Here is a 13125-nt window from a genome sequence, read left to right as displayed (position 1 = left end):
CCCCGACCTTTCGAGGTCGGGGCGTATCCGTTAGTGCGCTTCCGCGGACGATCAGCGGCCGCTGTGTGCGGCGGCCTCGGCCTCCAGGACGAATGTTTCCGCCTCGACCACGACGTCGGGGTCGGCGGTGGCGCGCGGCCGGCGCAGGAAGACCGCCCACACGACCACGACGCAGGCGACGTAGAAGCCCATGAAGACCCAGAATGCCGTCGTCGCGGACTGGGTGGCGGCGTAGGAGGAGCGCAGCATCAGGTTGATGCCGACACCGCCGAGCGCGCCGATCGCACCGACGAAGCCGATGAGCGCGCCACCGGTGTTGCGGGCCCACGCGGCCTGTTCGGCCGGGGGCAGCGCCAGGCTCTTGGACTTCGCCTCGAACACCGACGGGATGATCTTGGTGACCGACCCGTTGCCGATGCCGGACAGAATGAACAGCGCGATGAACCCGACGACCAGCGTCACCATCGCCGCGCCGCTCGGCACGCCACCGTTGCGATCACCGAGCGTGCTGGCCGCGACGACCAGCACGGCGGCCAGCATCATCGCGCCGAAGACGCACAGCGTCACCTTGCTGCCGCCGATGCGGTCGGCCCACTTGCCGCCGTACGGGCGGGCCAGCGAGCCGAGCAGCGGGCCGAGGAACGCGATCTGCGCGGCGTGCAGTGCCGCCTGCGCGGCGGTGTCGCCACCGGCCTTGAAGCTGATCTGCAGCACCTGGCCGAAGGCGAAGCTGTAACCGATGAACGAGCCGAACGTGCCGATGTAGAGGAACGCGATCGCCCAGGACTGCGGCACTTTCAGGGCTGCGGCCATGTCTGAGAGGTCGGCCTTCTGGTTGCGCAGGTTGTCCATGTACAGGGCGGCGCCGAGCGCCGCGATCGCGACAAGCACCAGGTAGATCGCGCAGATCAAGGACGCGTAGTCGTTGCCGAGCGTCGCGATGATCAGCAAACCGAGCAGCTGGATCGCCGGAACTCCGATATTGCCGCCACCCGCGTTGAGCCCGAGCGCCCAGCCTTTGAGTCGCTGCGGGTAGAAGGCATTGATATTCGTCATCGATGAGGCGAAGTTGCCGCCGCCGACACCGGCGAACGCGGCCACGATCAGAAAGGTCGTGTACGAGGTGCCGGGCTGATTGATGAAATACAGCGTGAGCAGTGTCGGAATCAGCAGCAGCACCGCGCTGAGAATGGTCCAATTGCGGCCGCCGAACCTCGCGGTGGCGACGGTGTAGGGAATGCGCAGGATCGCGCCGACCAGCGTCGGTACCGCGACCAGGAAGAACTTGCCCGCCGGGTCGATGCCGTAGGTCTCGGCCGGCATGAACAGCACCATCACCGACCAGATCGACCACACCGAGAATCCGACGTGTTCGGCGACGACCGACCAGATCAGATTTCGTCTGGCGATGGTCTTTCCGCCGGCTTCCCAGGCCGCGACATCCTCGGCATCCCAATTCTCGATGTCACGGTTACGCGTCAGCACGCTCAACTCAGGCCTCCCATATTCGGTTGAACCCAAGGTAGGCAGCCGGTATTGCGGTCATGATGCGCGCAATGACCGCAAGATCAACGCTTGCTCACGGGCCGCGGGCACGGCACGTGAAAACAAATCGAGCAGATGTGCTCAGAGGGAACGGACTTCGCGGCAGAGGCGTCGATACACCTCCAGCAATGGCGAGGAATCGGAGCTCGCTGTCGGGGAACCGGATTCGACCCACTCGGCGAAGGCGGTGAACAGGACCGTGCGCGCGACGCCGAGCAGCAGGCGGACCCGGATGCGTTCGGCGGCGGGGATCGTGTCGAGCAACGCGGCGGTGCGCTCGTTTGCGGCGGCTGTCGCCGCGGCCATCAATTGCGTTGAGGCGCTGAGGGTTCGGTATATCGTAGTGGCGGCGTCGGGGTCCGGGTCGGCCTTGATGCGGGCGAGGCCGTGCTCGTAGACGGTCTCGACATCGCGCATGCGCACCTCGCGAGGATCGTGGCGCGCGAACAATGCGTCCACGGCGTCGTCGAAGCCCCAACGGTCATAGACGAGCGCGCGGTCCCTGGTCGGAAAGTAGCGGAAGAACGTGCGCGCGGAGACGCCGGCGAGTGCGGCGATGTCGTCCACGGTGACGCGGTCCGCGCCGCGTTCGGCGGCGAGCGTGATCGCGGCGGTATGAATCTCCAGCTCGGTCTGCCGCCGCCGCCGGGCCCGCAGATCCGGGATCGGTGCCACCGCTACCTCTGTGCGCTGCATCACTCCACCTTAACAATGTGGCAGAAGTTACCTAAATGGCGGTGTTAGCCACTATGGCAGAGTCTGCCATAACTGGTTAGCCTTTCGGTAGCCGACCTCCCGGACCAGCGTCGAAGGTCCGATTCGTGCTTCTCGACCCCCTGCAAGTCGAAGGAGTCCATGCCATGACGTCGTCTCAGCTCTTGGTTCGCTCGCTCGACCCCAGCGAACTCATCCATTTTCGGTTCGGTGTCTACGTGGGATATTCCACTCGGGTGCGCGGCGCCCTCGACACCGACACCCTGGCCGCGGCCTTCGAGACCCTGCGCGAGGCGTATCCGGTGCTGTCCACCCGGCTGGTGCTCGACGACGACGGTGGTCCGGTCATCGCGGCCGCCCCGGAGCCCGCCCTGATCTCCGAGGGGGCGGGCCAGGTCGCGGACCCCCTGTTCGCCCTGCCCGATCTGGATGGGCGCGCGGCGGCCATCCATCTGGTGCGCGACCGCGACGGTGCGGTGGCGGTGACGCTGCTGACCCATCACGCCATAGCCGACGGTCACCATTCGCTCCATCTGCTGTCCGAACTGTGGACGTACTACACCGCGCACGCCGCGGGCACGCCGACCGGCGCCGTGCCGCACGAGTATCCGCTTTCCCTCGAACAGCTGCTCGTGCAGCGCGGACTCGATGCCGGGCCCGCGCCGGAGCTGCCGGACCCGGAGCTCTTCGCCCCGTTCGCCCGAGACCGACCGCGCGTGCGGGAGCGCGTGCGCACGCGCCTGTCGGTCGAGCAGACCCGGGCACTGCTCGCCGTCGGGCGCAAGCACGGCACGACCATCAACGGTTTGGTTTCCGCGGCGCTGCTCGCCACCACCGCGCAGGTGCGTGGCGTGGGCATCGAGACGCTGCACTACACCTATCCGGTCGATCTGCGCAGGCGGCTCACACCGGAGATCGGGTATCCGGAGGGCACCAACGTGTTGGGACTGGCGTACTTCGCCGCCGAGCCGCACAGCGATCGTGACCTGCTCGCGCTGGCCGACGCGATCACCACGAGCTTTCGCACGGGACTGGCGAGCGGCGCGCTCCGCACGCCCAACGACGAACTGATGGCCGTGGCCACCGCGGACGGCTTTTCCCAGGTGGTGGTGTCGACCAATTGGGGTGTGATTCCGCCCTTGCCCACCCCGGCCGACCTCGAGATCGAGGACTTCGTTCCCGACCTGCCGGATTCGCCGTTGCTTGCCGTCGCGCCGCACATCATCACGACCTACCGCGGCCGGCTCACCGTGGACACCAAGGCGGACTCCGACGAAGCGGCCCGGATCCTCGGTGCGCACCTGCGCGAACTGGCAGGCGGGTGAGGTCGGCGCGCTACTGCGTCAGCATGGGAATCGGGCTGGGTTCGGCGACGGAGACCAGCACGACGATGTCGGCGTAGGGCGCGTCGCGGTGCCCGAGTCGATGAGCGAAGCGGGCCACGGGAATTCGCCACCGGTACTTGGCGGCGATCTCGGCGTCGACGTAGGCGAGCAGGGTGCCCGCGGTCACCAGCTGGGCCAGGCCCTGGCGTTGATGGGAACCGAGCGCGGGCGTGCCGCGCCGGTCGCCCGGCTGGACGAGCACGCGGCCGTCGCGCGCCAGATCCGCGGCCTCCGCGGATTTCGACGACACCCGGAAGGCCAGTTGGGTATCACCGACGGGTACCACCAGTCGCGGCACCGTGGTCAGTTGCCGCGGCCCCGTAACCCGGGTCACCAGTACGGTTTTGGCGTCCCGCCACACGGCGGCCGCGGCGGTGTGGCGCACCGGTCGGGGTCGGTGGACCGGTTGGGCGAGGCCGACGCGGTCCGTCGTCAGATCGACGAGAGTGTCTGTCATCGCAATGTTCCCTTCCCCTGGGGATCAACTCTTGGAGCTGTGCGGGTGCCGACGCGGCGCATGATCCCCGCGTCTCTGCGCCGTACCCCGCGTATCGGCGATGAATCGTCTTTGATCAAGGCCGCATAACCGGTGTACCACGCTTTTCGGCCCTTGGTCGGGCGCGGAAATTCATACCCATTGCGGTGCAGACGTTTTCGCGTGCACATCTGGAAGAGGAGGGGTGGTATAGCAATCCGGCTCGATCTTCTGTATCGTTCTAGTAGAACGTTTCAGTAGAATGTAGGAGAGTAGCCCGGCATGCCACCCAAAGCGACCATGAAGTCCGTCGCGGCGGCGGTCGGCGTCTCGCTGTCGACGGTGTCGAACGCCTACAACCGGCCCGAACAGCTCTCGGTCGCCATGCGCGAGCGCATCTTCGCCGCCGCCCGCGAGCTCGGTTACTCCGGTCCCGACGCGGCCGCGCGCACTTTGCGCGGGCGGCGGGCCGGTGCGATCGGGCTGATCCTCACCGAGGAGTTGTCCTACGCGTTCTCCGACCCGTTCGCGGTCGGGCTGCTCGCCGGGCTGACCGAGGTCGCCGAGCGCACCAGCACCGGCCTGTTGTTGATCCCGTTGCCGCGCTACGAGTTCGGCGCCGATCCGGCCGCGATCCTGGCGTCGGTGGAAGCGGTGCGCAACGCGGTGGTCGACGGCGTCGCGGCCTATTGCGTCGACCCGGACCATCCCGCGCTCGACGTGATCGCCGCCCGTGGCCTGCCGTTCGCGCATTCCGACGACGAGTATCCCGGTCGTCGGGTGGTGATCGACGAGGTCGCCGCCACCAGGGCGGTCGGCGCGCACCTCGCGAAGCTCGGTCACACCAGGGTGGCCGCAGTCGTCGACTGCGGCCGCGACGCGCCGGGCTCGCGCGTGATCGCCGACCTGTCGGTGCTGTACAACAACGCGCGGCAGCGGATCGGCGGCCTGCGTGCCGGCCTCGGCGCCGAGGCCGAGATCACCGTCGTCTCCGGCGGCCACAACTCGATCGACTCCGGCATCGCCGCCGCCGAACTCGTGCTGGATCGCCGCGACCGTCCCACCGCGATCGCCGCCATGGGTGACGTGCTCGCGCTGGGAGTGCTCGAGGCCATGCGGCGCCGCGGGTTGACACCGGGGCGCGATATCTCGGTCACCGGCTTCGACGACATCGCCGCCGCGGAATCGGCGGGTCTGACCACTGTCCGGCAGCCGATCCGGACCAAGGGACAACTGCTCGGGCGCATGCTGCTCGATCCCACCTACACCGAAGAACGGGTCGTGCTGCCCACGGAGTTGATCGTGCGCGCCAGCACCGGGCCGGTGCCCACCTGACCCGGGGAGAAGGGAACGAAGATGAATCCTGTCGCGGCCGTCATGGCCGTCAAAGCTGTACGTGCGCAAGCAGATTCGGCGCTACCCTCGGCCCCGGTCGGCGATGACGCGCCCGGGCGCAATTCACCGCCGCGCCGCTGGGTCACCGCGTATCTGCGCGCGTCCGCGCACCGGCGCAGTTCGCTCGCCGACCGCCTCGACCGCACCCAGGCGGCCACCCGCTCGCTGAGCGCCGCGGGTGGTTGCTCGGGCAGCCGGGTGTGCGCGTCCTGAGCGCGGGCTCGCGCGTCCTTGGTGCGGGTTACAGCGCGGCGAGCACCAGCGCCGCCAGTACGGCGATGCCGAAGGCAGCAAGGATGGACAGGCTCAGTGCGCGCAACAACGCCGGGCCGACGGTTCGGGCGATGAGATAGCCCGCCCCGGCGCCGAGCGCGGCGAGCACGAACCCTTCGCCCTTGACCAGGTAGAACACCGAGGCCATGGCCGCGTTACCGAGCTCGCCGACACCCTGCGCGTGATCGCCGAACGGGATCGGAAACCGGTAGACCGCGCCGACCAGGGCCGCCGCCGGCGGAGCCGACAGCACCGCGGTGATCAGGCCCCAAGCCGCCACCGCCCACAACCCGAGCAGGCCCATCCGTTCTCCCTCGAACCCCATGCAAGCCCTCTCTGCTCGTCGGCGGTCGGCACGGCGCAGAGTTCAACTGTAGGGGTGCACGAGCGCTCGAGTGCGCCCAGTCGGCGCCGCACGGACGGTCGGCGTCCGGTCCGGCGCACGGGGTTCGGCTCCCGTCTATCGGCTGGTCGGGTGTTTTGGCACAGGCAGGCCCGCAGGCCGGGGCGGATCACACCCACTCGGTCAGCCGCACGATGAGGCCGTTGGGATCTCGCATCTGGAAGTACCGCTCGCCCGAGCTGCCCTCCCATTTCGAGAAGCCGAGTGGGGTGACGATCTCGACCCCGGCCTCCTGCAACCGGGCGTGCTCGGCGTCGACGTCGGTGACGACGAGCACGATGATCATCCCTTTGTCTAAAGCGCCCGCCACCGATTCCGGCCGGAAGTCGGGCGCGCCCACGCGCAGAAACGCCAGGTGCAAATCCGCGGCGTTCGAGAAAATCACCGCGAGCCCGTCGTCGGTGATCGTCTCGGTGAAATCCAGATGCTCGATCATGAATTTCGCCGAGGCGTCCGGGTCGGGAACATTGATCATTATCGCGCCGCCGAGGACATTCAAGATGGCACTCCCTTCGCCGGATCAGCACAAGAAGGATGGGAACGCGGACGGGCTCGGATGGTGCCGAAGACCGGGTGATGCCGAATATCGTGAGTTCGATCAGCTCGCTATGGCTCATCGTATCGGCCGCGCCCCGGAAATCCCGCGTGACCTGCGCCATGTGTGTCCTCGGTCGGCGTTTCAGTCACAGAGCGCGAGCTGGATGAACTCCTGCAGCGCGAAGTCGATCGGGTGCGGCTGCGGCGTGCGCGCGGCGTCGAGCCGATTCCACCGTTGCATGTTCACCGCGAATGCCATTTGCCGTGTGCCGTCGGCGCTGATCATGGCCATCGCGCCACTGCCCCAGGCGGAGCCGTCGTGGCCCCAGAAAACGCCGTGACCGGGCACCTCCATCTTGTGCAGACCGAGACCATAGGTAATCGTCTTGCCCTCGAACGAGATGACTGGCACGGTCTGTTGCATTTGCGCCAGCGACGCCGGATCGACGATTTCTCCGGCGAGCAGGAGCCGATAGAAACGGTTCAAGTCGCCGACGGTCGAGATCAGCGAGGCCGCGGGCCCGACAAAAGACATGTCGCAGACACTGAAGTCGCGGGGCGGGTCGAACATGCCGAACCACGCCTCGTAGTGCAGTGCGTGCGGTCCGGTGAGGTACGGCCCGGTGGGCAACTCGGTGTCCGGCAGTCCCGCGCGCTCGAGCACGTCGCTGGTGATGCACTTGTCTGCGGACAACCCGCTCACCGATTCCAGAAGTTGGCACAGGAGAAGGTAATTCGTGTTCGAGTACACCCCGGGCGTGCCGCCGGGGGCGCCGACCGCGGGCGCCGCGACGCCCATGGTGATCAACTCGACCGGGTCGAAGCGGGTCAAACGGTGGTCTTCGAGGCTCTGCGGTGTCGTCGCACCGACGGCGGGGAAGCCGGCCAGTGATGGATACGCGTGCGGAAGGTATTCGGCGAGACCGCTGGTGTGATTGAGCAGCATCCGGACCGTGATCGCCGTGCCTCGGGCACCGGGCACCAGGTGCGGCAGGTAGCGGCCGATCGGGGTGTCGAGCGCGATCTCGCCGCGCTCGACCTGGCGCAGCACCGCGGCGGCGGTGCAGGTCTTGGTGATGCTGCCGACCCGGTGCCGCATATCGGTGGTGACCGGACGGCCGGTGCCGAGATCGGCGACTCCGGCCGCGCCGCACCAGGTCTGCTCGTCCGCGCGTACCTCGGCGAAGACGCCGGGCAGTCCCGCGGCATGGATGTTGTCCAGTGCCGCTTGCAGTTTCGCGGACTCGAGGGCGTTGTTCACGACGGCTGTCCTCTCGGGATCGATGGGTGCGGCCCCGAGTGCCGGTCGGTCGACCGCCCCCGGGACGCACATCACTATCGATCGAGAGGTGCCGTGCGGTATTGGAAGAATTTTCCCCACGCCTGATACCGGTGCCGGGCGATGGCGGGCAGATACCGCGTCTTCAACCTCCCTGGCGTGTCGTCGGCGAAGATCGACACGTCGCGGCACAGGTGGGCCTGATCGCTGTAGCCGGAGTCCACCGCGACGTCGGCCGCGGCACGACCGGCGAGCAGCCCGTCGACGGCATACCGGAACCGGGCCAGCATGGCCGCGCGCTTGGGTGTCAACCCGATCTGCGATTCGAAGCGCGTGCACAGCCGCTTATGGCTCCAGCCGAGCGACGCGGCGAGCGCGCCGATCCGCACCTGACCATGCGCGGCGAGGATGCGCTGCCAGCAGGCCAGTACCTCCGGATCGACGCGGTGCGACGCCCGATCCTGCTGTGCCAGAAACGCTTTCGTCACTGTGAAGCGCTCGTCCCAGTCGCGGGCAGACGCCAGGCGTGCCCGGAGGTCCTCGGCCCGCCGCCCCCACAGGTCGTCGAGTGCGACCGCGCCCTGGCCCAATTCTGCGGGGGATGCGCCGAGCAGGGAGTATGCCCGCGCCGGGGGCAGGCGAATCTCGACGCACTCGGCCCGTGCGCTGCGGAGCCGCATCGGGTCGAGCGCGAGCCCGGCGACGAAGCCGCCGAGGGCGCGCTGCCCGGTCGCGTCCTCGACGTGCACCTCCCGCGTCCCGAACCCGACGAGCACGGTGATCGCCGTCGTCCCGGCGACGCGCAGATCCAACCCGGCGCCGTCCAGATCGCGATAGCCGATGAGTGCGGCCCCCCGTGGGGCCGCCGAACTCGCGACGTCCCACTTCGGTTCAGGCCCGCGATCGAGGTGCGCAACGCTCACTCGTTCAGGCTACGCACGGCCCGCTCTGGGGCCTGTTCATGCAGGTCATGCATATGTCAACGGGTCGCGGGTAGGCGGTAGGGGCAGGTACTTCGACGAATGGAGGCTCTGATGAACGTCGATGACAACGTTTCCGGGGACCGCGGCCCCGCGCTCAGGATTCCCCGCAGCCGCGGTGCGCTCGGCGGGCTGGCGGTGCTGCTGCTGGGGATCTGGGGTGCGCTGATTCCGTTCCTCGGGCCGTACTTCGATTTCGCGTTCACCCCGGACGAGGCATGGGTGTGGACCTCGGCGCGCGGCTGGCTCGAGGTGTTGCCCGGCGGGTGCGCGATCGTCGGTGGGTTCCTGATGCTCACCAGCCGCAATCGACTCGTCGCCGGGTTCGGTGGCTGGCTCGCCGCTGCGGCGGGGGTGTGGTTCGTCATCGGTCCGTTCGTGGCGGACCTGCTGCGCCTCGGCGCGGTCGGCGACCCGGTCGCCACCTCCGATCTCAAACGCACAGTGCTGCAGTTGACCTTCTTTTACGGCCTCGGCGCGCTGATCCTGTTCTTCGCCGCCAGCTCGCTCGGTCGGCTGTCGGTGCGCAGCGCCCGTGATATCGCCTTCGCCCGCCGCGAGGTCGACGCCAGGGCCGCGCGCACGGATACCCGGGGTGCGGTGGTTGCGCCGGAACCGGTGCGCACCACGGACCGGCCCACTTACGAAACCCAGCCGCGTCTGCACAAGCCGGGGCTGGGCGGCGGGCACGCCTGAGTCCCCGCCCGCGAATTCGATCGCACGTGGTTTCCCGGGCGGCCGGTGGTCTGGCCGGCCGCCCGGGTGTGCCGCTACTTGTGGCGGGTGATCACCACGGGCTTGAGCTCGGTGGGCACGCCGGCGAACGCCGAGACCGGAATACCGAACGAGGCGGCGAGGACCTCGCGAGGGAGCGAGTTGAGCGTCGCGACGATGCCGATGTCGTCGTCGGGTTCCTTGGCGCTGACCCCGGCACATGCTCGCGGCGACGTGACACACGTCATAGCACTGAGTTTCGGCTGCTCTGGTTCGGAAATCTTTGTGCGTCAGGGGTTTCGGCAGGTATGGGACGCCGCAGTGCGTGCTGGAGCAGGTGCTCAGCCCGCATCGTGATCGAGCGCCTCGCTCGCGTGCGTGGCGCCGATCCAGTGCAGGAGTTGGTGGATCGTGTCGTCGGCTAGACGGTATCGCACGATTCGTCCTTCTTTACTGCTGGCGACCCAGCCCTGATGGCGCAGGATGCGCAGCGCCTGGGACGCGGCGGTGGCCGACATTCCGACGGCGGCGGCCAGATCGCTGACGCTGATGTCGGGCGCGTAGTGCAGGCAGACGAGCAGACGCAGGCGATTGGCGTCGGAGAGCAGATCGAACCGGCCCGCCCAGTGTTCGATCGCCATGATGTCCAGGCCCGACGCCGCGCGGCGGGCGTGCTCGGGATCCAACGGGGGACTGATTGCCACGCTTCTACTCTGCCACCTTCCTGTTCGCCCAGGGCCGGGGACCGAACGGACGGTGGACAGGTACACATCTGTTCACCTGAACAGGTATGCGCGTATCGTCTCGCTAGGTGAGCAGTACGTTGGCTATGCATATGAGCGACGGCATCGTCGATGCCCCGACCAGTGGCCTCTTCGCGGTCATCGCCCTCGTCGGACTCGGCGTCGCGGCCTGGCGAGCGCGCGCCGAACTCGACGAGCGGGCCGCGCCGATGGCGGGCTTGGTGGCCGCGTTCATCTTCGCTGTGCAGATGGTCAACTTCCCGATCCTGCCCGGCGTGAGCGGCCACCTGCTCGGCGGCGCGCTGGCCGCGATTCTGGTGGGGCCCTACGTCGGTGCGCTGTGCGTCGCGATCGTGCTTGTCGTGCAGGCGCTGCTGTTCGCCGACGGCGGGTTGACCGCGCTGGGCGCCAACATCACGAATATGGCCCTCATCGGCGTCGCGGTCGGGTATCTGGTGGCGCGCTGGACGCTGCCGGTCCTGGCCGAGCGCGTTCGGTCGGGCATCGGCGTCGTCGCGTTTCTCGCGGCGCTCGTCGCGACTGTGTGCGCCGCAATGGGATTCGTGGTGGAATACGCGCTCGGCGGGGCGGCCGGTTCGACCGTCGGCGCGGTGGCGGGGTACATGCTGATCACCCACGCGCTGATCGGGGTCGGCGAGGGGATCATCACGGCGATCACCGTGGCCGCCGTGGTCGGCGCGCGTCCCGATCTGGTCTACCTGTTGCGCCGGACGCGAAGTGAGACGCCGCGGGTGCGCGCACGGCTCTCGACGACCGGATTCCTCTGGGCTTTCGCGGCGGTCGCGGTGCTGATCGCGGGATTGCTGTCCTACGTGGCCAGTTCGCAGCCCGACGGACTCGACGCGACCACCCAGCGCGGCTGCACCGTGGTGGAAACGGCGGGTGCCGAAGAGCTCCAAGGGGATTGCATCGCGCAGAACGCCACACCGCATCGCTTCGCGAACGCACCGCTGGCGGGCTACACGATCGACGGTGACGACACATTGACCGGAGTGGCCGGGGTGCTCGGCGTCGCCGCCGCGTTCGCCGCGTTGGTCGCCGTGCTCCGGATGGTGCTGGTCGGTCGTGCCGGGGCGCGAAAGGCGCTCAGGCACAGGGCGGCGCCCGATGAGCCGGCGACACCGGGAACGCCGTAGGTGTCCGGTATCGGCAACCGCCTGTTTCTGCCCGGCGATTCGCCCGCCCATCGCGCGCCGGTCGAGGTGAAGATCGTCTGCGCGGTAGTAGCCGTGTTCGCCGTCGTCGCGACGCCACGAGAGCTGTTGTGGCCGTTCGGCTGCTATGCGCTCGGCCTGCTCGCGCTGTGGTGGTGGATCGGCGTCCCCGCCCGGTGGCTCGCGCCGCGCCTGCTCATCGAACTGCCCTTCGTGGTGCTCGCCGTGCTGCTGCCGTTCGCGGCGGGCCAGCCGCGGGTCTCGGTGCTCGGGCTCTCGCTGTCCACGCCGGGGCTGTACGCGGCATGGGGCATCATCGCGAAAGGCACGCTGGGCGTCGGTGTTTCGCTGACCCTCGCGGCGACCACCGCGGTCAGGGAGCTGCCCGGCGGGCTGACCCGGCTGCGGGTGCCGGGTCTGATCGTCACCATCGTGGTGCTGATGCTGCGCTATGTCGACGTGCTGGCCGACGAGGCGGCACGGATGCGGCTGGCTCGGATCTCCCGCGGCGACGACCCGCGAACGCTGCGTCAGGTCGGCGCGACCGCGCGCGGTGCGGGCAGTCTGTTCCTGCGTTCCTATGAGAGGGGTGAGCGCGTGCATCTGGCGATGCTGTCGCGAGGGTTCACCGGTGCCGTACCGGATCTCGGCGAGCGGGCGGCCACGGCGCGGCAGTGGGTGCTCGGGTGCCTGCCCGCGGGCGTGGCCGTCGCAATCTGCCTCGGCGCCTGGGCGGTGCGGTGACCTGGGCACCGGAACCCGCGGTGCGGCTGGATGAGCTGAGCTTCGCGTACCCGGACGGCACCGGCGCCTTGCACGGGGTGAATCTCGAAGTCGCCCACGGCGAGCGGGTCGCGGTGCTCGGGCCCAACGGCGCCGGGAAGTCGACCCTGATGCTGCACCTCAACGGCGTGCTCCGCGCCGCGTCCGGTGCGGTCCACATCGGCGGCACCCGCGTGGGCCGCACCACCGTGCGCGCGATCAGGGAGCGGGTGGGCGTGGTCTTCCAGGACCCGGACGACCAACTGTTCATGCCGACGGTCGCGCAGGATATCGCATTCGGGCCCGCCAATTTCGGCGTGCGCGGTGCGGCGTTGGCCGAGCGGGTGCGCGGCGCGCTCGACGCCGTCGGGATGACCGATCGGGCCGATCGCTCGCCCGCGCGACTCTCGCTCGGCGAACGCCGCCGCGCCGCTCTGGCCACCGTATTGGCCTGCCGCCCCGAGGTTCTCGTGCTCGACGAGCCCGCGGCCAATCTCGACCCGGTCGCGCGCCGCGAACTCGCCGAAATCCTGCTCGGCCTGCCGACGACGTTGCTCATGGTCACCCACGATCTGCCCTACGCGCAGCGCGTCTGCGATCGTGCGGTGCTGCTCGACGGCGGCCGCATCGTCGCCGACGGGCCGATCGACACCATGCTCGCCGACACCGAACTCCTTGCCGCCCACCGCCTCACTTGAGGCGGAGTGGGCCCTGCCCGCGACGGCAGGGCGTCGGCTCGGCTGCC

Annotated in this window: 16 protein-coding genes and 1 pseudogene; 8 read left to right on the top strand and 9 right to left on the bottom strand. The window is 68.9% G+C overall.

Annotation, left to right across the window (positions count from 1 at the left end; genetic code table 11):
- Window positions 1-51: 51 nt before the first annotated feature.
- Complete coding sequence (locus F5X71_RS19330; RefSeq protein WP_174817099.1) at window positions 52-1491, bottom strand: nitrate/nitrite transporter; 1440 nt, start codon at window positions 1489-1491, stop codon at window positions 52-54.
- 135 nt (window positions 1492-1626) lie between these two features.
- Window positions 1627-2241 carry a TetR family transcriptional regulator gene (locus tag F5X71_RS19325; protein WP_167463304.1) on the bottom strand — a complete coding sequence of 205 codons (615 nt, stop codon included), beginning with the start codon at window positions 2239-2241 and terminating at the stop codon, window positions 1627-1629.
- 164 nt (window positions 2242-2405) lie between these two features.
- On the opposite strand from F5X71_RS19325, the gene F5X71_RS19320 reads away from it, so the two are divergent.
- Window positions 2406-3584: a phthiocerol/phthiodiolone dimycocerosyl transferase family protein gene (locus F5X71_RS19320; protein ID WP_167463303.1), complete on the top strand. Its 1179-nt coding sequence runs from the start codon at window positions 2406-2408 to the stop codon at window positions 3582-3584.
- Between the two features lie 10 nt (window positions 3585-3594).
- Here the strand turns inward: F5X71_RS19320 and F5X71_RS19315 are convergent, their stop codons facing one another.
- Window positions 3595-4101, bottom strand: a complete 507-nt coding sequence (locus F5X71_RS19315; protein WP_167463302.1) for a hypothetical protein — start codon at window positions 4099-4101, stop codon at window positions 3595-3597.
- Window positions 4102-4401: 300 nt separating this feature from the next.
- Between F5X71_RS19315 and F5X71_RS19310 the strand changes: the two genes are divergently transcribed.
- On the top strand, window positions 4402-5454 hold the full coding sequence (locus F5X71_RS19310; protein ID WP_167463301.1) for a LacI family DNA-binding transcriptional regulator: 1053 nt from the start codon (window positions 4402-4404) through the stop codon (window positions 5452-5454).
- Window positions 5455-5475: 21 nt separating this feature from the next.
- On the top strand, window positions 5476-5727 hold the full coding sequence (locus F5X71_RS19305) for a hypothetical protein (protein WP_167463300.1): 252 nt from the start codon (window positions 5476-5478) through the stop codon (window positions 5725-5727).
- A 28-nt stretch (window positions 5728-5755) separates the two neighbouring features.
- Here the strand turns inward: F5X71_RS19305 and F5X71_RS19300 are convergent, their stop codons facing one another.
- The 4 genes from F5X71_RS19300 to F5X71_RS19285 form a co-directional block, all read right to left on the bottom strand.
- Entirely contained in the window at window positions 5756-6112 is a 357-nt protein-coding gene (locus tag F5X71_RS19300; protein WP_167463299.1) for a hypothetical protein, read from the bottom strand.
- 187 nt (window positions 6113-6299) lie between these two features.
- Window positions 6300-6665, bottom strand: coding sequence for a VOC family protein (locus tag F5X71_RS19295; RefSeq protein ID WP_167463298.1), 366 nt, complete (start codon window positions 6663-6665; stop codon window positions 6300-6302).
- Between the two features lie 204 nt (window positions 6666-6869).
- A complete protein-coding gene (locus tag F5X71_RS19290) occupies window positions 6870-7988 on the bottom strand; it encodes a serine hydrolase domain-containing protein (RefSeq protein WP_238815325.1) in 1119 nt (372 codons plus the stop codon).
- A 74-nt stretch (window positions 7989-8062) separates the two neighbouring features.
- Window positions 8063-8929 carry a helix-turn-helix domain-containing protein gene (locus F5X71_RS19285; protein ID WP_167463296.1) on the bottom strand — a complete coding sequence of 289 codons (867 nt, stop codon included), beginning with the start codon at window positions 8927-8929 and terminating at the stop codon, window positions 8063-8065.
- A gap of 111 nt (window positions 8930-9040) precedes the next feature.
- Between F5X71_RS19285 and F5X71_RS19280 the strand changes: the two genes are divergently transcribed.
- Window positions 9041-9682 carry a hypothetical protein gene (locus tag F5X71_RS19280; protein ID WP_238815324.1) on the top strand — a complete coding sequence of 214 codons (642 nt, stop codon included), beginning with the start codon at window positions 9041-9043 and terminating at the stop codon, window positions 9680-9682.
- Between the two features lie 74 nt (window positions 9683-9756).
- On the opposite strand, the gene F5X71_RS19275 is transcribed toward F5X71_RS19280, so the two are convergent.
- Together F5X71_RS19275 and F5X71_RS19270 are read right to left on the bottom strand one after the other, a co-directional pair.
- Window positions 9757-9948 carry a hypothetical protein gene (locus tag F5X71_RS19275; protein ID WP_203218185.1) on the bottom strand — a complete coding sequence of 64 codons (192 nt, stop codon included), beginning with the start codon at window positions 9946-9948 and terminating at the stop codon, window positions 9757-9759.
- Window positions 9949-10041: 93 nt separating this feature from the next.
- Window positions 10042-10404 (bottom strand): ArsR/SmtB family transcription factor, encoded by a 363-nt coding sequence (locus tag F5X71_RS19270; RefSeq protein ID WP_167463294.1) that lies wholly within the window; start codon window positions 10402-10404, stop codon window positions 10042-10044.
- A 125-nt stretch (window positions 10405-10529) separates the two neighbouring features.
- Here F5X71_RS19270 and F5X71_RS36635 point away from each other — a divergent pair.
- From F5X71_RS36635 to F5X71_RS19255, 4 genes and pseudogenes are all read left to right on the top strand, one after another.
- Window positions 10530-11195: pseudogene (locus F5X71_RS36635) on the top strand (energy-coupling factor ABC transporter permease); the annotation flags it as partial.
- Window positions 11196-11600 (top strand): PDGLE domain-containing protein, encoded by a 405-nt coding sequence (locus F5X71_RS36630; RefSeq protein ID WP_203218358.1) that lies wholly within the window; start codon window positions 11196-11198, stop codon window positions 11598-11600.
- A complete protein-coding gene (cbiQ, locus tag F5X71_RS19260) occupies window positions 11601-12362 on the top strand; it encodes a cobalt ECF transporter T component CbiQ (RefSeq protein WP_167463292.1) in 762 nt (253 codons plus the stop codon).
- Complete coding sequence (locus tag F5X71_RS19255; RefSeq protein ID WP_167463291.1) at window positions 12359-13078, top strand: energy-coupling factor ABC transporter ATP-binding protein; 720 nt, start codon at window positions 12359-12361, stop codon at window positions 13076-13078. Before cbiQ ends, F5X71_RS19255 begins: the two co-directional genes overlap by 4 nt.
- The last annotated feature ends 47 nt before the right edge of the window (window positions 13079-13125 follow it).

This window comes from Nocardia brasiliensis, assembly GCF_011801125.1.
Classification (GTDB): Bacteria; Actinomycetota; Actinomycetes; order Mycobacteriales; family Mycobacteriaceae; genus Nocardia; species Nocardia brasiliensis_C.
Note: the sequence above shows the minus strand (reverse complement) of the source record. Positions and strands in the feature narration are given on the sequence as shown.